Raw genomic sequence first — 19,848 nt, forward strand, 5'->3', positions numbered from 1 at the left:
CTGACCAAGTCACCAACGGTGGGTGAATCATCGGTGCCGGTCCGTTCCGGCGCGGTCGCCGCACGTCCGAGCCGTGCCGACGACGCTACTTGCAGGTGTCGTCGGCGGCGTTGACGTGTTCCAGGTCGGACGGCAGTGTGACCGGAGCCGCACTCGCCCCGCCGGAGTCGGTGGGTGTGTCGGCCAGCGGCTGGCCGAACGCGGTGGGCGCTTTCACGCTACCCGCGTAGTCCGATCCGAGCACGACTTCGACAATGCTGCCGAGTCCGGTCGCGGGCTCGAGACTCGCGCCCGGCAACGAGCTGGCGACGGTGGCGGCGGCCGCCTCGTGTCCGCTGGAGTAGCGCACGATGGTCTTGGCCGCGGTGCCGTCGGCGTAATTGCCGGTGCTGTAGATCTGGAAGCCCTGGTTCGCGAGTTTGGTCGCGGCCGTGGAGGCCACGCCCGAGACGCCGGAACCGTTGGACACCTGCAGCGAGACCGTGGACGGATCGACCGCGGTCAGTTTCGGCTTGGCGGCCGGGGCCTCGCTGGTGGTGGTGGCCGGATCGGTCTTCTTCTCCCCGGGCAGCGGCTGATCGTCGATGACCGCGCGGAAGATGGCCTTGATATCGGATTCGCGCGGAATCTCATTGCCGTAGGACGTGGTTCCCGCCGTCGGCGCGGTCAGGAAGGTGATCGCACCGGCCTGCATCTTCTGCATGGACCGCCCGAGCATGAGCAGATCCTTGGTGGTGACATTGTCCATGAACGAGTGCTGGGCGAACGCGTTGATGAAGCCGTTCAGCTTGCCCGGATCGAAAAGCACCTTGCTGGACAGCGCCCCGCGCAGCAGTGAGGACAGGAAGCGCTGCTGCCGGTTGATGCGGTCGTAGTCGCTGCGTTCCTCGCCGACCACATGCCGGGCGCGCACGTAATCGAGTGCGGTGGAACCGTTCACGACCTGCTTACCGGGGGTGGTGAGCACGGTGCCGAGGATTTCGTCGACCAGTGGTTTGGTGCTGCAGACCTCGACGCCGCCGATGGTGTCCACCATGGTTTCGAAGCCCGCGAAGTCGATGCCGACGAAGTGGTTGATCTTCAGGCCGGACATTTTCTGGATGACCTTGGTCAGGCATTTCGGCCCGCCGAGCGCGTACACGGCATTGAGCTTGTCGCCGATGGCGGACGGGAAGCTCTCGCCGGTGTAGGAGCCCTTGTCGTTGTTCCAGCCTTCGCAGACCGGTCGGGTGACGTCCAGGTCGCGCGGGAAGGAGACCGCGACCACGCGCTGCCGGTTGGCGGGAATGTTCACCAGCATGACGGTGTCCGAGCGCGCGCCTTCGGCGTCCTCGGTATTGCCCGCGCCCAGTTGGGAATTCGCGCCCGCGCGGGTGTCGGTGCCGACGATGAGGAAGTTCTCGTCACCGTATTGCGCATCGGCGTCGACGACGTCGGGGGAGTCGTTGTCGAGCGCGGAGACCTGGGTGAAGTTGCTGTCCTTGGCCTTGAGGTAACTCCAGCCGCCGCCGGTGATGAGCATGGCGATGACGGCGAACAGGGCGAGCGCGCTGCGCCCGGCCAGGTGCAGTCGCCGATTGCGGCGACGGCGTCCGGGGGAGAGCTGTTTCGGCCCGACCGCGGTGGGCAGCGCGGTGGTCGGATAGTCGGCGGGCGATTCGACCGGGGCGGGGGCGCGCAGTTTCTTGCTCTTGCGTTCGGCCCGGGGCGGTTCGGTGAGCGCGGGTAGTTCCTCGGTGACGGGATCCGCGGTCGGGTCGATGCGGCCGTTCGCGTCCCGGCGGGCGTTATCGGCGGGGGTGGCGACGCGGCGGAGTCCGTCGGCGGCATTGGCGTTCGGCGCTACCGCGCGCTGAGATCCGGTGCCGCCCGGTGTGTTCGGGGGTACGGCGCGCTGTGCGCCGGTGCCGCCGGGTGCGGTGTGCGCGCCGCCCGGCGGATTCGGCCGGACGGTGCGCCCGGAGCCGGTGGCCTCGGTGCCGTGCCGGGAACCGTTGGGGGCGGCCGGATCCGGGGTGACGGGATAGCGGGCGCCGGTATCGCCGTTGGTGCCGCGCTGAGAACCGTTGGGGGCGGGGGGTTCCCGCCGGGTGGCGGCGCTGTCGGGTGCTACCGCGCGGCGGGCTCCGGTGCTGTCGGCGGGCGGGCGGCGGGTGGCCGGATCGGCGGGATGCTGTGCGTCGTCATCGTCCTTGCGGCGGCGACGGCGGGATTTGCGTTCGCTGTCGACGCGTTCGACGAGGTCCTGCACCGAGATGGGTGCGGAGCCGGGGTCCGGATTGTCGTTATGCCTGGACCGCCGGGAGGCGCGTGGTTGGGCGTCGTCGTCCGCGGGATAGCGCTCCCACGGGGCGCGACCTCCGGGCCGTGGCGTACGCCCGTACCGATCGTCACCCACCAACGAACCTCACTTTGCTTTTCGATGCCGACCGCCATGATAACGATTCCGCCACGGTCGACCACTCGAACGCCGATCGACCGTGTGTACCGCATTCCGCCATAAATCCGCCGCGCCCGGTTTCCGCGGCACGGAGTTCGGCGAGTCGACCGCAGCGGCGGTGCTGCGAGCATTCGCGGAATTCTGCCAGGGACCGGGCGATTCATTCCGAAACGCGGCGTCCGACTCGGCGGGCGTTACGACATCGCAGTCCGGGGCGAGCGCTGCTCGGGCCGGGCGGTGCCGCCGCGTGCCGTGCGCGCCGAGGCCGTTCTCGATGGCCGTCGGCGGGCATTCCGGCCGGTCGGGCGGGTCAGCCGCCGCTGTGCATGACGTCCGCGGCGCAGGGGACGGTCGGATCCTCGGGATCGTCGAGCCAGCCGTCGGGCAGCGCCACCTTGCCGGGCGAGCCCTGGCGGCCGCGCGGGCCTTCGGCGTCCTTTGGGAATGGCGCATTCACGTCGAGTTGCCCGATCAGGTCGTTCAGCTGATTCATGCTGCCGACCGTGGCGAAGCCGCGGCGCAGATCCCCGCCGATCGGGAAGCCCATCAGGTACCAGGCCATATGCTTGCGGATATCGCGCATGGCCTTGTCCTCGCCGTCGTGTGCGACGAGCAGTTCGGTATGCCTGCGCAGGATTTCCCCGACCCGGCCCAGATTCGGCGGCGCGGGCAGCGGCTCACCGCGCAGCGCCGCCTGCAGTTCCGCGAAAAGCCAAGGGCGGCCGAGGCATCCGCGTCCGACGACGACGCCGTCGCAGCCGGTTTCGGCCATCATGCGCAGGGCGTCGTCGGCGCTGAAGATATCGCCGTTGCCGAGCACCGGGATGGTGGTGACGGCTTCCTTGAGCCGCGCGATCGCGGTCCAGTCGGCCTCACCGGAGTAGCGCTGCGCGGCGGTGCGCGCGTGCAGCGCGACGGCGGCCGCGCCTTCGGCCTCGGCGATCCGCCCGGTATCGAGGAAGGTGTGGTGCTCATCGTCGATCCCGATCCGGAATTTCACCGTGATCGGCACCCCGGCCGGTTCGGCCGCCGACACCATCGCCTTGACGATGTCCTGGAACAGTCGCCGCTTGTACGGCAGCGCCGCCCCACCCCCGAGCCGGGTCACCTTGGGCACCGGGCAGCCGAGGTTCAGATCGATGTGGTCCGCCCACCCCTCACCGACGATGACCTTCACGGCCTCCCCGACGGTTTTGGGATCGACGGCGTACAGCTGCATCGACCGCGGGCTCTCGTCCGCCCCGAACGACATCATGTGCAGCGTCTTCTCATTACGCTCCACCACCGCGCGGGCGGTGATCATCTCGCACACGTAAATGGAAGTGGCACTGCCGAATTCCCGGCACAGCGTCCGGAAGGCGACATTGGTGATCCCCGCCATCGGCGCCAGCACGACCGCCGGATCGACCGGATACGGTCCGATCCGCAGCGTGGACTTGGAGGCTTCGATCGAGGTCGTCACGCCCACCAGTGTCTCACCCATCCCCGCGTGCCCCGGATCACATCCCCCGCAAGCGGGCTCTGACAAGCAAACGGCCTCTCGCGACTGGACGTCGCGAGAGGCCGGGCGTGAGGAAAAGTGGGCCAATCGTTTTGCGCCGCTGCGGGGGTTTGGGGGCACCGCCCCCAAGACCTCGCGTCAGCGTTCCCCTTCGGTCGGGGGTGTGGGGGCGGAGCCCCCACTGCGCCTCACAGGCTAGCCATTGCCTTTTCGGCCTTGGCGGCTTCGCGGGCGAGCATGCGGTCGCGCTGTTCCTCGAACTTGAGGACGTCCTTGCCGAGCTTCTCCAGGAAGAGGCCGAGGCGTTCGCGGGTCTCCTCGCCGCGGGTGGTGAAGTCGTCGCGCTCGAAGATGCGCCACTTCTTCAGGACCGGGTTCACGACCTCTTCGAGGTGCTGGCGCAGGTCGTAGATGCCGTGCTTGGCCATCAGCACGCCGTTGCGGCGGAAGTTGGGCATGCCCGCGCCCGGCATCTGGAAGTTCTCCAGGATGAGGGTGATGGCCTCGAGGGTCTGGTCCGGCGAAAGGTCAAGCGCCGCACCGCACATGTTGCGGTAGAAGATCATGTGCAGGTTCTCGTCGGCCGCGATGCGCTGCAGCATGCGGTCGGCGATCGGGTCGTCGCAGACGCGCCCGGTGTTGCGGTGCGAGACGCGGGTGGCGAGTTCCTGGAAGGTCACGTACGCGACCGAGTACAGGAATCCGGCGTCGTCCTGGTTGACCTGCGCGGGGGAGGCGAAGCCGTTGGTCATGTGGATCATGCGGGCTTCTTCGAGGGCGACCGGGTCGACGGCGCGCGTGGTGACGAGGTAGTCGCGCATGACGATGCCGTGCCGGTTCTCCTCGGCGGTCCAGCGGCCGACCCAGGTGCCCCAGGCACCGTCCTGGGAGAAGTTCTCGGCGATTTCCCGGTGGTAGGACGGGAGGTTGTCCTCGGTGAGCAGGTTGGTGATCATGGACGCCCTGGCGAGCTCGCTCAGCCTGGACTGCGACGGATCCCAGTCCTGGCCGCCCATGGCGGCGAAGTTGCGGCCCTCGTCCCACGGCACGTAGTCGTGCGGATGCCATTCCTTGGCCAGGGAGAGGTGCCGATCTACGTTCTCCGCGGCAACCGGCTCCAACTCCGTCAGTAGCTCGAGTTGAGTCAGATCCTTTGCCATGTATATGCCCTTCGTATCGCGATCAAGCTGTCTACCCTCGCCGGCCTGCCGCCGCGGCCCATACCTTACGGCACCGTATGGTGATGTGAAACTCATGCGAGTGCCATTGCGGGGTCAGTGAGAGATGTCATATGACAACGGCCCACGGCGCCCTGTCTATCGCCGTGAGCCGCAGTTCGTTAGCCGCACATCGTGTCTCGGTGCGAACTCACTTCTTGCCGAGCAGTCCGCCCAGCACATTGCCGAGCACATTGCCGGCGTTCTGGCCGACGGCCTTGCCGAGGATGTCCCCGAGTCCGCCACCGCCCTTACCGCCGGTGGCGCCGCCGAGCAGGCTGCCGAGGATGTCGCCGATACCGCCGCTACCTGCGGCAGCGGTCTCGCCGCCACCGGTGGCCGCGCCGCCACCGCCCATTGCCTTCTTACCAAGGTAGGCCAAGACAATGGGGGCGAGCAGGGGGAGGAGTTTGGCCATCAGGTCCTGGGCGTTGCCGCCGCCCACGTTTCCGAGGGCGCTGATGACGGTGTTCTTCTCGGCGCCGAAGGTCTGGTCGACGATCTGGCTGCCGTTGTCGACGTCGACCTTGTCGATATCGACGCCGCCGTCGAGTAGTCCGTGCGGCTGGTTGGCGACTTCGCCTTCCAGATTGAGGCCCTCGTCGGGGTTGCCGGCCTGTGCCTGGAATCCGCCGAGGAGGACCGGAATGGCCGCGTTGATCGCTGTGGTGGCGGTCGCCTCGTCGACTCCGAGCTTGTCGGCGATCTGTGCGACGGGCACGTTGGAGAGCAGGTCATCGAAGGAAGTCATGAACTCCGCCTGTGGTGTTGGCATCCCGGAAAAGCCCTACGGGGGTCACGGTAGGCGAAATCCGGACAGATTGCCACGGATTCGCCGAGTGGCGAGGGGCCCGAAAGTAGTATCCCGGACCCCTCGGCAACTGTGTCCCATATGGGACAAACTGTGCCCCCAGCAGGGCTCGAACCTGCGACCTGCGGATTAAAAGTCCGTAGCTCTACCAACTGAGCTATAGGGGCGCGGTCGATCACTTTAGTAGGTTGACCCCGCAAGTGTTAAATGAGTATCCAATTGTGTGCTGCCGGACGGCATTTGCGCTGGTCACGGCGGTTGGCCCCGCGTGTGTCGGTGGTGTCGCCGGGCGCTGCGGCGGGGGTGGTGCGCTCGGGTGGGTGTCCGGAGCGCGGTGCGCGCGTGGCCGGTTCGCCGGAGTGTCGTGTCGTTGCCGGGTTCGCGTGAGTCTCGTGGTCGGGTGACCGGGTGCGCCAAAGGGGTGACTGAATGTGCCGATCCCCCAGTTTCGGGGGCACCGGGGTGGGGTGCGCGGAGCACGATGAGGGGCTGTGAGGGTGCGGACCGGTCGGTGGGGATTGATGGCGGCGCGGGCGGGGGCGGACCGCGCGCCGGGGAGGGGCGCGCGGGCGGCGCGAGGGGTGCGGCCCGGTTGCGTCCCGGTCGTGCGCGCGCACGCCGGAACCGGCGCTGTACTGCCGTTCGGCAATCGCGTTGACACGCAGATTGTTTCGATGCGCCTGATTGTGAATATCATCCAATGGTGATGTGTGGCAAGCATTTTGGAGCGCAGGCCGGGAACCGGCCGGATTCGGCGCGGCCGGCGGCGCTCGGTACCGCGGGTGCTGCCGGGCGTGCGGCGGCGGGGTGTGCCGCTGTGGCCGAATACCGAACGTTCAAGGGATATGGGCGAATTCAGCTTTCCGGACCATTCACCCAGCTGTTAGCTGGGGAATTGCGGTTTTCGATAGGGGGCATGCTGGCTAACTGACTCTCCGGTACACCTCACGCAGGGTGCGCATTCCGGGTACGGTGACCGACTGGTGAATTCCTGAAGAACCGGGATTGCCCCGGTAGCACGGGATTCGGCTTATCGTTGATATGCCCGAATGGGTTGCGAACGGTTCCGATCGATCGCGGCTCCAACAGATCAGGCTGCGGGAGGCGGTTCCAGACGACTAGAACGCCCGGGTGCGCACCCCCTGCGGCGCACCCGGGCGGGAAAAACTATACCAGTTGGTGTGTTTCAAGTTTTTCGCGCTTTTTCGTACCAAAAGTTTGGTAATTCGGGCGAAGCCCGTTTTGAAGTATTTGAAAGACACGTAACTTTGCGTCGAGGGCGCTTTGTGGAACACCACGGGGTAGCCAGCGGCGGTAGCTAGCTTCGGAGGCGTTTCGAGCATGGCACGGCAGCAAGAGCGGGCCCGCCGGACACGCGCGGCGATCATAAGGTCCGCCGCCGTTGAGTTCGGGAAGAGCGGCTATGCCGCTGCATCGCTCAACCGCATATTGGAAGGTTCACGCGCGACCAAGGGCGCCATGTACTTTCACTTCGACTCCAAGGAGGACCTGGCTCGCGCGGTCTTGGAAGCGGCAGTCGACCGCTACCGCGTGTCCACCGAAAGATGGCTCGGCAGAGGGGATCTCGGACCCCTGGATGTCCTGCACGGCATGATCGACGAGATCGCGCTGCGGCTGGAGAACGACATCATCATCCAGGCCGAGTTCCGGCTCATCATCGAACCGGAGTTCTATCGCGATATCCAGGCCGGCGGCGGCCGCATTCTCGGGCGGTCCATCCGGCTGCTCGCGGTGCGCGCCACCGAGCACAAGCAATTGCGCGGTGACGCCGATCCGGACCGCTTCACCCGCACGCTGGCGGCGGCCCTGGCGGGTCAGCGCTATATCGCCGATGTGCTGGGCGGTCCGGTCGATCTGCGCTCCCGGTTCACCGAGGCGCTCGAGATGATCGTGGAAGCAACCGCGACTCCCGAGTGGACCGAGGAGTTCCGGCGCGTGGGCTGGCGGGTGTCCGCCCGGCTGGAAGATCTCAATTTGACGGTTTGACCAGCAGATTTGGGAATAGAGCGGATGCTGTCATAAGCTATCTCCGCTCCCAACGGAAGCCGTTGAGTGTAACGGTCCGGAGTGATCCGGCGGGCCCCCTTCGTCTAGCGGCCTAGGACGCCGCCCTTTCAAGGCGGTAGCGCGGGTTCGAATCCCGTAGGGGGTACAACAGTGGCAACACTGTTGTAGTGGAGCAAGCAAGGCCCTGTGGCGCAGTTGGTTAGCGCGCCGCCCTGTCACGGCGGAGGTCGCGGGTTCGAGTCCCGTCAGGGTCGCAAGACTTATCTTGGCATTCGATACCGGGTGCTTCGGCCAGGTAGCTCAGTTGGTACGAGCGTCCGCCTGAAAAGCGGAAGGTCGCCGGTTCGATCCCGGCTCTGGCCACAACGACAAAGGTCGCACCTGCGGGTGCGGCCTTTTTTGTCGTACCCCCGAGGGAAAATCAAGGGGTGAGATCAGCAACGGGGGGAACCGGCGCGCGACGCCGTCCGAATCGCATTCACTCTCTGCGCCAACCCGATACGCGCCGCTTCCGCGTCCGCCGCGCGAGCCGCGCGCTGTTCGGCTGGGGCGGTTGGCCGAAGCTCGCGGCCATGGTCACCACCATCGCCGCACTGGCCACGCTGTGGTTCACCAACCAATCACTCAGGGCGACAAGCGAACAGTCCGGACTGGCACGTCAGACCGCCGTCACCGACCGCTTCGCCAAAGCCGTCGAGCAGCTGGGCAACAGCAGCCTCGACATCCGGCTGGGCGGAATCAACCTGCTACGCAAGCTGGCCGAGGACTCGGAACCGGATCGTGTGCCGATCACGCAGATGCTGGCCGCTTTCGTGCGCACCCACGCACCGAATGGCCCGGAATGCGGTGTGGGAGAGCGGAAACCCGAGATCGATATCCAGACCGCTTTGACCGTGGTGGGTAGTCGTGACGAGACGCGTGGTGAGCGCATCGATCTCTCGAACACATGCTTGGCGTGGGTGGACCTGGACGGGGCGCACCTCAGGAACGTCTACCTGCACCGATCCAACCTGGTAAATGCCTCGCTGGACGAGGCCGACCTACGGGACGCGACATTCTTCGACTCCACCCTGGATGGTGTGCACGCGTATGACGCCGACCTACGTGGCGCGGGCTTCCAGGGCGTCTCGATGCGGGATGCCGGATTGTTCGGCGCGAAGTTGCAGAATGCCATGTTCTCCGCTGTCGACCTGCGCAAAGCCACATTCGGCCGTGCCGAACTGCAGGGCGCGATCTTCGGCCGGGTGGATCTGCGGGGTGCGAGCCTCGGCGATGGATTCACCATGTCCCTCTCCGACACTCCGCCACCTGACCTGATGACAGTGGCCGAGGAACGGCTGGCCGGGGCGAGATTCATGGCGGTGCGGTTCGACGCGGACACCGTCTGGCCGAACGACTTCGCGCCGCGATCCAAGCCGTACCAGGCATAGCCCGCGTTTTCGCGTGTTCCCGGCCGACCGTCCTGATCTTGGTGCCATGCTGGAGGCATGGCTGATGAAGACAACCAGTGGTACTACTGCATCGATCATCACCGGGCTGAGCAGGGTAAGCAGTGCTGGGTGGGTGGGCGGATGGGGCCGTATCCTGATAAGGCAACTGCCGAAAGGGCTTTGGAGATCGCGAAGGCGCGGAACAAGGCCGCGGACGCCGACGACGACTGAGGACGGCTCGCTGGACTGGCCGCTCGGGCCTATGCGCTCACGTGTACCTCAGGTACATCAACTAAAGTTCCGTGAGCAGAATCGACGTTGTGCCCACCCGTGCCGGGGGCGCGTACGGGCGAGAATCGAGCGGGAGGGCGAGTCTTGAAGGTTACCGTTGTGGTGCCGACCTACAACGAGCGGGAGAATCTTCCGGTGGCGGTGGAGCGACTCACCGCACTACCGGTGGCCGACCTGCACGTGCTGGTGGTGGATGACAATTCACCCGATGGCACCGGTGAGGTGGCCGACAAGCTGGCGGTGGACCTGCCCAATGTGGTGAGCGTGCTGCACCGCACCGAGAAGGACGGTCTGGGCCGCGCCTACATCGCGGGCATCACCCGCGCCCTGGACGAGGGTGCGGACGTGGTGATCCAGATGGACGCCGATCTCTCGCATCCCGCCGAGGTGATTCCGGCCATGCTGGAGAAGTTGGAGACCACGGACGCGGGCGTGGTGCTCGGATCCCGCTATGTGCCCGGCGGTTCCACCGCCGAGGAGTGGAAGTGGCATCGCAAGGCGCTGTCCGCCTGGGCCAACTTCTACGTGAATCTGATTCTGCGCCTGGGCGTCAAGGACGCGACCGCCGGTTTCAAGGCGTGGAAGGCCGATACGCTGCGCGCCATCGATGTGTCCTCGATCAAGAGCAACGGTTACTCGTTCCAGGTCGAGATGAACTATCGGACGGTCAAGAAGGGCATCACCATCGCCGAGGTGCCGATCCGCTTCGAGGAGCGCACCAAGGGCGCGTCCAAGATGACGCTGAAGGTGCAGCTGGAATCGGCGTTGATGCCGTGGAAGCTGCTGTTCGGCAAGGCCGTCTGACGCGCTGTCGCACACCGTGACTTCGATCCCGCACCACCTCGTGGTGCGGGATCACTCGTTTTCGGGCCAGTGCAGCAGGGTGTCCACGAACTGCTGACGGACCGCCGCCACCTCGTCGTCCATATGTGCCGGATCCCAGCCGCTGACGTCGATGGGCGGCAGTACGGCCACATCCACCACGCCCTTGCGCACGACGGCCGAGTTGCGCCAGGCGATTTCGCCCGCATTGCGGATCACCACGGGGATGATCGGCACCCCGGCCTGGATGGCGATGTGGAACGCGCCCTTCTTGAAGGCCCCTACGCGCGGCGTGAGCGAGCGCGTGCCCTCCGGGGCGATGACGACCGACAGTCCGCCCCTGAGGGTTTCGACGACGGGTTCCAGGGCGGCTCTGGCGGCCGCGCTGTCCCCGCGGTTGATGAAGGTGACTTCCACGAACCGCATGAGCGGCCCGAACAGCGGATTGTTGGCGACTTCCTGCTTTGCGATACCGGTGAAGCCCTCGCCGAGCACCTCGGCGATCACCACGATGTCGAATTGGCTCTGATGATTGAAGATGAACACGGCGGGCCGTGGCGCACGGGCGTTTTCGGCCCCGGCCACGCGCACCCGCACGCCGGTGCCGCGCAGTGTGGAGTCGGCGGCGACGGTCAGCATGGAATCGGCCATCTGCCTGCGCTGTTTGGTGTGCGCCTTGGCGGCGATGCCGAACAGCGCGCCGCCGACGAGTGCCCCGAATCCGGAGAGGGTGCGCGCGTAGTCGGTGGGTGTCGGTGCCTGCCGGGGCCGGAAATGCAGTACCGGCCAACTCTTCTCGGCGGCCTCCAGCACCACTCGCGGGTCCGGGTTGACCGCGACCGGATGTCCGGCCAGCTGGAGTAGTGGCAGGTCGGCGGCGCTGTCGGCGTACACCCGGCTCTGTGCGAGGTCGATGCCGCGGGTCGCGGCGAACCTGCGCACGGCGTCGGCTTTGCCATTGCGCCACAGTGGTTTTCCATCGACGTGTCCGGTGAGCACGCCGTCCTGTACCGCCATGGTGGTGCACAGCACGTTGGGTATGCCGAGTTCCTCGGCGACCGGTTGCACCTGATACCTGGTCAGCGAGCTGACGAGCAGCAGTGTGTGCCCGGCGGTTTCGTGCTCGCGCACCAGTCGCCAGGCTTCAGGGTAGAGGTGTCCGTGCACGGTCTTGTGGAACAGTCGCGCACCGAGTTCCTCGAGTTCGGTTTCGGGGACGCCCGCCCAGGTGTGCATGGCCTGTTGCAGGAAGCGTTCGTATTCGCCTTCGCTGCGCGCACCGCGGATGCTGCCGAGCAGGACGGCGCTGACGGCATTGTCGCCGCCGCGGCGGATGAGGCGTTTCACGATGGCGGGCGGATTGAATCCGCTGATCACGGTCCCGCCGAAGTCGAAGATCGCGGCCACGCCCGGCCCCTGCGGCCCGGAGCGGATGGCCGCCACCGCCTCGTCCAGATCCATTGCGCCGATGGGTTGTTCGATGATGCCGACGCCCGGGGCCAGTAGTTCGCCGCCGGAGGCCCGGTGTGTCATAGCGCGTCCAGCCGGTTGGACGGGTCGAGGGTGGCGGCGCGGGAGATGCGGGCGCTGATATCGCGCAGTTCGGCGGCGAATCGGGTGCGCCGATCGACGAGTTCGGCGGGATCGTCACCTTCGAGCAGGCCGTGATTGTCGGCGAGTTTGAGTGCGCTGCCGAATAATTCGGAGGACACCGATTCGGGGCTGTGCAATCGCTGTTGCAGCAGCATCTGTTTGCCCACCTGCAAACATTCGTCGGTGAACGTCTTCTTGTCGATGGTGACGGCGGGATCGCGCGCCGCCAGTCGTTCGGCGACCACGAGTTGTGCGTCGAAGAAGGATCGCAGTACCCGGTGCGCCATCATGAAACCCGATTCTGCCAGGTGCGCAAGGATTTCCGAGCCCACCGTGCCCGCGGCGGTGCGGCGATGCCACTCCGGATCCACTCGCAGCATTTCTGCGGTGAGCTGACTGGTGAACTCGGCGCGTTCGGGGAAGAAGAATTCGAATTTGAGCAGGTCCCGCAGCCGGTATGCGGCTTCCCAGCCGACCCGCAACTGATCGCCCTCGGGTGCTTCGACGGCGGTGAGAATGGCCAGTTCCAGGATGGCGCGGTTGGCGAACCAGTGCACGGCGCTGTTGCGGTAGAAGGCGGCCTCCAGATGCGCGCCCGCGCCGATCGAGTACACCGGTTCCAGGCCACCGCGATATACGGTGACGACCTTGGCGACGGCGAGCTGTTCCAGCACCACGGCCAGGCCGTGATCATCGCGCAGGGTTTCCAGTTCGCCGCGCGGCAGTGCCCGGTTCTCGATGTAGGTCAGCACGGGCGAGATGGCTTTGCCCAGTTCATCGCGGGTGAGCGCGCGCTCGTGCACGCCGAGCAGCACCAGTGTGGTGAGGGCGTTGACGGTGATCGGGGTGACCTCGTTGATGCCGACGGCGACCTCGAAGGCGAGCCGCTGCACCGCCTTGTGCTCCAGCTCCTCGAGTTCCGGCTCGGACTGCGCCGCATGGATTTTCAGCGGATCGCCGTGCGCCGCCAGTCGATCGCGGGCGGACAGCGGACTGCCGAAGCGAATGTAGACGTGTCCGGCGGAATGCTGTTGATTGCGAACATAGCGGGCCAGCCAGGCGAGCCCCTCGGCCTGTTTTATACCGCCGGTTTGTTCATCGGCGATGGCCCCGATTTCATTGAGCCGCTCATAGGTGATCGATACCGGAATGAGCATCACATCGTCGATGCGCGCGGAACGCAATGCCGACGCAAGGTAATTCAGCAATCCATAGCGGGGCGGCCGGAGTTTGCCGGTGCGGGTGCGCCCGCCTTCGAAATACCATTCGAGATTGAATCGTTTGGCGAGCAGATACGCGAAGTATTCCTCGACGACCGCTTTGTATACCTCGTCATCGCCGAAACTGCGCCGAATGAATACGGTTCCGGTACGCCGGGCGATGGGCCCGATCGGCCAGAATTTCAGGTTTGCCCCGCCGACCACATGATTGGGCGGAAAGTCATTGCGCGCCAGAATATCCCCGAGCACGAAGGCGTCCACATAGGAGCGGTGCGAGGGCAGGAATACCAGCGGATACCGGCGATTGAGCGCGCGCAGCCGGTCCAATCCGATCGGATCGTCGTCCACCTTCCAGGTGGAGGCGTGCACCGGCCGCATGGCCTGGGTGAAGAGATCGGACACCAGACGGCTCTGCGCGGCGACGAGTTCGCGCAGCCCCTTCTCCGCGCGCCGGTAGACCTCGCGCGGCGCGGTGCCCGCCTGTTCGGCGATGACGTCGAGGCGGCGCAGGAATTCGGGGGAGTCCAGGATCTCCTCGACCACCAGGCGCGGCACCTTGTAGCGGTCGCCGATGACGGCGCGCTCGGCGCGTTCGAGGGCGACGGTGCCCGCGCGCACGATCGCGCGCGCGAAGGATTCCGGCGCGCCGATCGAGCCGGGATTATTGGCGCGCAGCTCGCTGAGCCGGGCGGGTGCGCCGGTGAGCACCAGATGCCGGTCGGGGGCCTTGGTGACCAGTCGCCGCTGCATGAAGCGATTGGGTTTGCGCGGATTGGTGAGGGTGATGAGATCACCGAAGCTGGTGCGCCGCACGCCATCTCGTTCGGGTGGCAGCCACAGCACGCGTACCGGCACCACCAAGGGATCGTCATGCCGCCCGACCAGCCGGGTGGTGACGGCGTCGGCGTCCAGATCCAATTGCGTGACGGGGGCGGCGGTTCCGTATTCCTGGGCGATACCGCCCTCGGCGAGCCAATTGCCGATGAGTTCGCGTTCGACCCGGCCGGCGGCGTCGACGAGCGCCACCACCGACCCGGGGGTGATGGCGGCCTCCGGGAGCCGACTGTCGTGATCGAGCATCTGTAGTTACCTCCGCACGTGTGCCGCCGCAATCCATTGAAGCCGAAAGCGGGGCCGCGGGGTTGCGGACCGACCAATTCCCCGATCGTGCTGCGGGTTTCGGTGAGTGTGACGGAGGTCGTCCGCCGGGGTTGACCATTTGAAGGAAGGTAATGCTAACCTCCCTCAATAAGTTAGGTAAGCATAACCTTGGAGGACTGGTGGCGGCCACGGACGAACGGGTACGGCTCGACGAAGAGCAGCGATGGGGCGAGCACGTCACCGATCCGGTGGCAGCGGTCGCCGCACTGGCCGCGGCGGATCGCTTCGGCGAATACGTGGTGTACGAGCGCCCCGGTGTGTGGGTGTTCGCGGCCGACCCGATCGGCGGCGTCGAACTCGACGCGGACGAGCTGCGGGTGAGCTGGGACGGACAGACGACTTCCGGTGCGTGGGAAGGCAGTCCGGCCCAGGCCGTCGATCGCGCCCTGGCCGGAATTCCGCTGGGACGGCGAAACGCGTACGGCTGGATCGGATTCGAATTCTGCGCCTGGTCGCTCGGCGCGACCGCGCATGTGCATCCGCGGGCCACGCTGGCGCACCTGATGATTCCGCGCATCGAGGTGCGCATCGACGCCTCCGGCGTGCGGGTCGCCGGTGCGACGCCCGCCGAGACGGCCGATATCCACGAACTCATCGCCGCGGCCCAGGGCAGTGCGCTGCCGGTCGCGCATCCGGTCGACGTGACCGTGGATCCGACCGGGTACGCCGATCGGGTGGCGGCCGGTGTCGCCGAGATCCACGACGGCAAGTATCAGAAGGTGATCCTGTCGCGGAAGGTGGATCTGCCCTTCGCGGTGAACATTCCGGACTCCTACCGGCTGGGCCGCATGAACAACACGCCCGCGCGCTCGTTCCTGCTGCGCCTGGGCGGTCTGGAAGCGGCGGGCTTCAGCCCGGAACTGGTGGCCTCGGTCGACGGTGAACGCATCGTCACCACCGAGCCGCTGGCGGGCACCCGCGCCTTCGGCCGCGGTGACGCGGTGGACTCCGCGGCGCGCGCCGACCTGATCAGCGATCCGAAAGAGATTGTCGAGCACGCGATCTCGGTGCAGACCTCGTTCGCCGAGATCGCCGCGGTCGCCGAACCCGACACCACCGCGGTCTCGGATTTCATGGCCGTGCGCGAACGCGGCAGTGTGCAGCACCTGGCCTCCACGGTCAAGGGCCGCCTCGCCGCGGACCGCAGTCCGTGGGACGCGCTGGAAACCCTGTTCCCCTCGGTGACGGCGTCGGGCATTCCGAAGGCAGCCGGTGTCGACGCGGTCTTCCGCCTCGACCATGACGCCCGCGGCCTGTATTCCGGTGCCGTGGTGACGATTTCCCCCGATGGCGCGCTGGAGGCCACCCTGGTGCTGCGCGCGGTCTACCAGACCGGCTCCGGTGCGTGGCTGCGCGCGGGCGCGGGCGTGGTCGGCCAGTCGCGTCCGGAACGCGAATTCGAGGAGACCTGCGAAAAGCTCGGCAGTGTCGCGCCCTACGTGGTGCGCGCCTGACCGGACGGACCCGGGGCCGCATCGCCGGCCTTCCGAAACGTGGTGTGTGCGAAAGCCTGGGATGACATGACGCACGCGTACTCCGCGTAACGCGGTGGCGAGCATGCTCATCAGGTGATGCGCGACATCGTGGAACGTGGTGTGCGCGTGGCTCATCCGAGGCGCGGCGGGGTCGCTGCGCACACCACTCATCGAGCGGGAACTCACGGCAAGTGACGGTGCCGTGGGTTCCCGCTCGAAGTGTGTTCAGTCCGGGTGCCGCTTTTGGGTTCAGTCCGGGTGCACCGTGAAGTCGACGCCGGTGAGTCGTTCCGCGAGCTCCCAGAGCTGGGCGGCGACCTTCTCATCGTGCGAGGCGGCATTGGAACTGACCCGGACCGGATGACCGCTCCAATTGAAGTGAGCCGGCCCGTAGTAGCCAGCGGGCTCCGCCTCGGGCGCGGTGGCGGCGAAAAGCGTTGGCAGCGCGCCCATATCGGCGTTCTGCGCGATCAGCCGATTGCCCAGATCGATGATCTGCTCCAGCAGGTTCTGGGTTTTGGAGTTGATCTCGGTGGCGGCGTAGCCGGGATGCGCCGCCAGCGCGAGTTTGGCCGATCCGGCCGCGAGTAGTCGCCGCTGGAGTTCGTAGGTGAACATCAGCACCGCGAGTTTGGTCTGCGCGTAGGCCCCGAAGCGGGAGTACGCGCGGCGCTCCCAGTTCAGGTCTTCCAGATCGATGCGGCCGATGTAGTGCGTGATGCTGGAGACGTTCACCACGCGTTCGGAAATGCGGTCCAGCAGTAGGCCGGTGAGCGCGAAGTGGCCGAGAAAGTTTGTGCCGATCTGCGTTTCGAAACCGTCGACGGTGTGGCCGTACGGCACGGCCATCACACCGGCGTTGTTGATCAGCCCGTGCGCGTGATCGACGGTATCGGCGAAGGCGCGCACCGAGGCCAGATCGGCGAGGTCCAGCACCCGGATCTGCGTTTTGCCCCGGATGGTCTTGGCGACCTCGTGCGCCTTGATCTCATTGCGGCAGGCCATGATCACCATCGCGCCCGCCTCGGCGAGACCGCGTGCGGTGGACGCGCCCAGCCCGCTGGTCGCACCGGTCACGATGTAGGTCTTACCGGTCAGGTCCGGGATATTCGACGTATTCCACCCACCCATAGATGAACCCTATGATGCCGGTGTCCGCGTGTCCTGCGGAAACGCGGTGACGAAGTGCACATGCCCAATGCGCCCGATCTCCGGTACCCCGGGTGCGGTCACCGCGAATCCATGCTCCCGCGTGCCTCAGTGGGCGGCGCGCAGCGCCTTCTTGTCGATCTTGCCGACGGCGGTGATGGGCAGGATGTCGTTCTGCCGCAATACATCCGGCAGCTTGTAGGTGGCCAGGCCGCGTTCGGTCAGGAAGGTCTTGATCTCGGCCAGGGTCGGCATATCCGCCTCGACAACCAGTACGGCGCAGACTCTTTCGCCGAGTACGTCATCGGGCAGCCCGACGGCGGCCGCGTGCCGGACGCCCGGATAGGCGAGCAGATGCTCTTCGAGCTCATCACAGGAGATGTTCTCGCCGCCGCGGTTGATGACGTCCTTGATACGGCCCGAGACCATGAGGTGCCCGCTGGGCAGGCGGCGCACCAGATCACCGCTGCGATAGAAGCCGTCGGGGGTGAAGGCGCGCGAATTGTGTTCCGGCGCACGGTAGTAGCCGCGCAGCGTGTACGGGCCGCGGGTGAGCAGCTCACCCTCCTCGCCGTCGGCGACGTCATTGCCCTCGGCATCCACCACGCGCACCTCGTCGGCGGGGGAGAGCGGTCGCCCCTGGGTGGTGCAGACGATCTCGTCGGAGTCCTCGAAGCGGGTGTAGTTGAGCAGTCCTTCCGCCATGCCGAACACCTGCTGGAGCTGAACATTCAAGGCGGGCCGCACTTCTCGCGCGTTGACCTCCGCCAGGCGCGCGCCGCCGACCTGGAGCAGGCGCAGGCTGGCGAGATCGGCCTCCTCCCATTCCACTGCCGCGGTCCACAATTGGGCCAGCGGCGGCACCACGGCGGTGACCGTCACGCCGTGTCGTTCGATGGCGGCGAAGGCGTGCTCCGGGCTCGGATCGGTGACGAACACCATGCCGCCGCCGGTGGCGATGGTGCCCAGAATGCCGGGGCAGCTCAGCGGAAAGTTGTGCGCCACGGGCAATGTCGCGAGGTAGACGTCCTCGGGGCGCAGTTCGCACACCGCGGCGCTGGCGGTGGCGTTGTAGTAGTAGTCGTCGTGCGTGCGCGCGATCAGCTTGGGCAGGCCGGTGGTGCCGCCCGAGACCAGCATCAGCGCGATATCGGTGGCATCGACCTCGGGCAGCGCACCGCCCGGGGTGGGCACCGAATGCAGATCGGTGAACGCGCCGGGATCGCCGAGCACCAGCACATGCCGCAGCGTGGGCACGGCGGCGCACACCTGATGGGCGAGCGCGCGATAGTCGAAATCGCCTGCCCTGTCCGCGATCACGTACGCGACCGCACCCGAGAGCCGGGTGAGATGCTCGATCTCGGCACGCCGATGCGCGGGCAGGGTGAGCACCGGAATGATGCCCGCGCGCAGCAGTCCGAACAGCACCGGCACGAATTCGAGCACATTGGGCAGCTGCACCACGACTCGATCACCGGGCACCAGGCCGAGTTTCAGCAGTCCGTGCGCCATGCGATCGGCGGCGGTGTCCAGATCGGCGTAGGTCGCGCCCGCCCCTGGCGTGCCCGGATCGCCGAGCAGGGCGATGCGGTCGGGCCACTGCTGCGCCGCGTCGCGGAGCAGTTCGCCGAGCGGGCGGCCGGCCCAATATCCGGCCTGCCGGTAGCTTTCGGCGAGTTCGGCGGGGAAGGGGACGAAGCCGTCGCGGTGGTCGCGTGCGGTCGATAGCGATGTCACGATGCTGAGCCTCTGGGAGTAAGGGTTGCTTTATGAAGGTTAGGCAACCCTATCTCAATCAGTGAGTGCCGGGCAGCTCGCATCCGCGGTCGAGGATGCCGAGATCGTGCGGCAGCTGATAACAGGCCGGATCATCGGGCAGCTTCCAGTGGAAGCCCTCCAGGAAGAACGTCGCCACCAGATTCACGATGATCACCAGCGCGAGGAAGCCGAAGGCCAGCTGCCCGGCCATCCGATGCGGCCGAGCCGGAATCGTCGTGGTCGACGTCGCGTACGAAAACGTCAGCACCACACCGATTGTCGTGATGGCGGCGACGAACAGAATCCACGCCCACACGTACAGGTGCAGGCCGAACACCGCGCCCATGTAGCCGGGATCGCCCGGCAGGATGTGCAGCATGGTCTGCCGCCACGCGGTGAAACCGCCGCCGAAACAGGCCACGATCGCCATACCCCAGCCGACCGCGTAATCGCGCGGCGCGATGGTGCCGGTCATGCCCTTGCGCACGATGTACGCGCCGCCGAGCGCGGCCAGCATCATGAAGTAGCGCTGCAGCATGCACAGCGGGCACGGGTACTCCCAGTTCACGAATTGGAAGCCGAGACCGCCGCAGATCACCCCGGCCCAGCCGACCATGAAGATCAGCGCCAGCCAGAATTGCAGCTGATTCAGTACTCCGCCACGGCTTTCCACGGTTCCGGGTGCGGTATCGGTCACCATGTCAGCCCCAATCCGAGGCTGCTGGTGATGTGCAGCTTCAGCAGTACGCCGCAGGCGATCGCCGCGATCCACCAGCCGGTCAGAATCGCGCGCCGCGAACTCTGTTTGAGAATCAGGTACAGCACGCATAGCAAACCCGCGAGTATGAGCGTGTCCATAGCCGCGGACGCTACCGCTTTGCCTGGTCAGGGCCTATCAAACGGACTCGGACACGCCGCCGTTCCGAATTGTTCCGCGAACGTATGGCGAATT

15 protein-coding genes and 4 tRNA genes are annotated in these 19,848 nt (G+C 66.5%); 8 read left to right on the forward strand and 11 right to left on the reverse strand.

Annotation, left to right across the window (positions count from 1 at the left end; translation table 11 throughout):
• Positions 1-85 precede the first annotated feature (85 nt).
• The 5 genes from ACFC0O_RS27670 to ACFC0O_RS27690 all read right to left on the reverse strand — a co-directional run bounded on the left by ACFC0O_RS27670 (position 86) and on the right by ACFC0O_RS27690 (position 6,136).
• Entirely contained in the window at positions 86-2,398 is a 2,313-nt protein-coding gene (locus tag ACFC0O_RS27670) for an LCP family protein (RefSeq protein ID WP_375962694.1), read from the reverse strand.
• Between the two features lie 352 nt (positions 2,399-2,750).
• Positions 2,751-3,923: a tRNA dihydrouridine synthase DusB gene (gene dusB, locus ACFC0O_RS27675; protein ID WP_375962697.1), complete on the reverse strand. Its 1,173-nt coding sequence runs from the start codon at positions 3,921-3,923 to the stop codon at positions 2,751-2,753.
• A gap of 206 nt (positions 3,924-4,129) precedes the next feature.
• On the reverse strand, positions 4,130-5,101 hold the full coding sequence (locus tag ACFC0O_RS27680; RefSeq protein ID WP_364641583.1) for an acyl-ACP desaturase: 972 nt from the start codon (positions 5,099-5,101) through the stop codon (positions 4,130-4,132).
• A 208-nt stretch (positions 5,102-5,309) separates the two neighbouring features.
• Positions 5,310-5,909: a DUF937 domain-containing protein gene (locus ACFC0O_RS27685; RefSeq protein ID WP_364641580.1), complete on the reverse strand. Its 600-nt coding sequence runs from the start codon at positions 5,907-5,909 to the stop codon at positions 5,310-5,312.
• Between the two features lie 154 nt (positions 5,910-6,063).
• Positions 6,064-6,136: transfer RNA gene (locus ACFC0O_RS27690), tRNA-Lys, on the reverse strand.
• Positions 6,137-7,310: 1,174 nt separating this feature from the next.
• Here ACFC0O_RS27690 and ACFC0O_RS27695 point away from each other — a divergent pair.
• The 7 genes from ACFC0O_RS27695 to ACFC0O_RS27725 all read left to right on the forward strand — a co-directional run bounded on the left by ACFC0O_RS27695 (position 7,311) and on the right by ACFC0O_RS27725 (position 10,522).
• Positions 7,311-7,976 (forward strand): TetR family transcriptional regulator, encoded by a 666-nt coding sequence (locus ACFC0O_RS27695; protein ID WP_375962700.1) that lies wholly within the window; start codon positions 7,311-7,313, stop codon positions 7,974-7,976.
• Positions 7,977-8,069: 93 nt separating this feature from the next.
• A tRNA-Glu gene (locus ACFC0O_RS27700) sits at positions 8,070-8,142 on the forward strand.
• 35 nt (positions 8,143-8,177) lie between these two features.
• Positions 8,178-8,251, forward strand: a tRNA-Asp gene (locus ACFC0O_RS27705).
• Between the two features lie 35 nt (positions 8,252-8,286).
• Positions 8,287-8,360: transfer RNA gene (locus tag ACFC0O_RS27710), tRNA-Phe, on the forward strand.
• 65 nt (positions 8,361-8,425) lie between these two features.
• Positions 8,426-9,427, forward strand: a complete 1,002-nt coding sequence (locus tag ACFC0O_RS27715) for a pentapeptide repeat-containing protein (RefSeq protein ID WP_375962702.1) — start codon at positions 8,426-8,428, stop codon at positions 9,425-9,427.
• Between the two features lie 57 nt (positions 9,428-9,484).
• Positions 9,485-9,658, forward strand: a complete 174-nt coding sequence (locus ACFC0O_RS27720; protein ID WP_364641503.1) for a hypothetical protein — start codon at positions 9,485-9,487, stop codon at positions 9,656-9,658.
• Positions 9,659-9,820: 162 nt separating this feature from the next.
• Complete coding sequence (locus ACFC0O_RS27725; RefSeq protein ID WP_364641800.1) at positions 9,821-10,522, forward strand: polyprenol monophosphomannose synthase; 702 nt, start codon at positions 9,821-9,823, stop codon at positions 10,520-10,522.
• Positions 10,523-10,573: 51 nt separating this feature from the next.
• Here the strand turns inward: ACFC0O_RS27725 and ACFC0O_RS27730 are convergent, their stop codons facing one another.
• Both ACFC0O_RS27730 and ACFC0O_RS27735 read right to left on the reverse strand, forming a co-directional pair.
• Positions 10,574-12,073, reverse strand: a complete 1,500-nt coding sequence (locus tag ACFC0O_RS27730) for an HAD-IB family hydrolase (protein ID WP_375962704.1) — start codon at positions 12,071-12,073, stop codon at positions 10,574-10,576.
• Positions 12,070-14,433 (reverse strand): glycerol-3-phosphate 1-O-acyltransferase, encoded by a 2,364-nt coding sequence (locus ACFC0O_RS27735; protein ID WP_375962706.1) that lies wholly within the window; start codon positions 14,431-14,433, stop codon positions 12,070-12,072. Before ACFC0O_RS27735 ends, ACFC0O_RS27730 begins: the two co-directional genes overlap by 4 nt.
• Positions 14,434-14,633: 200 nt before the next feature.
• On the opposite strand from ACFC0O_RS27735, the gene ACFC0O_RS27740 reads away from it, so the two are divergent.
• Positions 14,634-15,968, forward strand: a complete 1,335-nt coding sequence (locus ACFC0O_RS27740; RefSeq protein WP_375962708.1) for a salicylate synthase — start codon at positions 14,634-14,636, stop codon at positions 15,966-15,968.
• 270 nt (positions 15,969-16,238) lie between these two features.
• Here the strand turns inward: ACFC0O_RS27740 and ACFC0O_RS27745 are convergent, their stop codons facing one another.
• The 4 genes from ACFC0O_RS27745 to ACFC0O_RS27760 form a co-directional block, all read right to left on the reverse strand.
• On the reverse strand, positions 16,239-17,120 hold the full coding sequence (locus ACFC0O_RS27745; protein WP_375962711.1) for an oxidoreductase: 882 nt from the start codon (positions 17,118-17,120) through the stop codon (positions 16,239-16,241).
• Between the two features lie 126 nt (positions 17,121-17,246).
• Positions 17,247-18,875 carry a (2,3-dihydroxybenzoyl)adenylate synthase gene (locus tag ACFC0O_RS27750; protein ID WP_375962713.1) on the reverse strand — a complete coding sequence of 543 codons (1,629 nt, stop codon included), beginning with the start codon at positions 18,873-18,875 and terminating at the stop codon, positions 17,247-17,249.
• Between the two features lie 58 nt (positions 18,876-18,933).
• The gene (locus ACFC0O_RS27755) at positions 18,934-19,596 is read right to left on the reverse strand and encodes a disulfide bond formation protein B (protein WP_375962717.1); all 663 of its coding nucleotides are present in this window, start codon (positions 19,594-19,596) and stop codon (positions 18,934-18,936) included.
• Positions 19,590-19,754, reverse strand: a complete 165-nt coding sequence (locus ACFC0O_RS27760) for a DUF5993 family protein (RefSeq protein ID WP_375962719.1) — start codon at positions 19,752-19,754, stop codon at positions 19,590-19,592. The genes ACFC0O_RS27755 and ACFC0O_RS27760 overlap by 7 nt, the downstream gene beginning before the upstream one ends.
• Positions 19,755-19,848 lie beyond the last annotated feature (94 nt).

This window comes from Nocardia sp. NPDC056100, assembly GCF_042266325.1.
GTDB lineage: Bacteria > Actinomycetota > Actinomycetes > Mycobacteriales > Mycobacteriaceae > Nocardia.

What these genes read in the sequence shown, in the direction of transcription:
- ACFC0O_RS27730 (WP_375962704.1), bottom strand. Translation starts at nt 12,073, where the DNA reads ATGACACACCGGGCCTCCGGCGGCGAACTACTGGCCCCGGGCGTCGGC.
- ACFC0O_RS27735 (WP_375962706.1), bottom strand. Translation starts at nt 14,433, where the DNA reads ATGCTCGATCACGACAGTCGGCTCCCGGAGGCCGCCATCACCCCCGGG.
- ACFC0O_RS27680 (WP_364641583.1), bottom strand. Translation starts at nt 5,101, where the DNA reads ATGGCAAAGGATCTGACTCAACTCGAGCTACTGACGGAGTTGGAGCCG.
- dusB (WP_375962697.1), bottom strand. Translation starts at nt 3,923, where the DNA reads ATGGGTGAGACACTGGTGGGCGTGACGACCTCGATCGAAGCCTCCAAG.
- ACFC0O_RS27685 (WP_364641580.1), bottom strand. Translation starts at nt 5,909, where the DNA reads ATGACTTCCTTCGATGACCTGCTCTCCAACGTGCCCGTCGCACAGATC.
- ACFC0O_RS27695 (WP_375962700.1), top strand. Translation starts at nt 7,311, where the DNA reads ATGGCACGGCAGCAAGAGCGGGCCCGCCGGACACGCGCGGCGATCATA.
- ACFC0O_RS27760 (WP_375962719.1), bottom strand. Translation starts at nt 19,754, where the DNA reads ATGGACACGCTCATACTCGCGGGTTTGCTATGCGTGCTGTACCTGATT.
- ACFC0O_RS27720 (WP_364641503.1), top strand. Translation starts at nt 9,485, where the DNA reads ATGGCTGATGAAGACAACCAGTGGTACTACTGCATCGATCATCACCGG.
- ACFC0O_RS27755 (WP_375962717.1), bottom strand. Translation starts at nt 19,596, where the DNA reads ATGGTGACCGATACCGCACCCGGAACCGTGGAAAGCCGTGGCGGAGTA.
- ACFC0O_RS27745 (WP_375962711.1), bottom strand. Translation starts at nt 17,120, where the DNA reads ATGGGTGGGTGGAATACGTCGAATATCCCGGACCTGACCGGTAAGACC.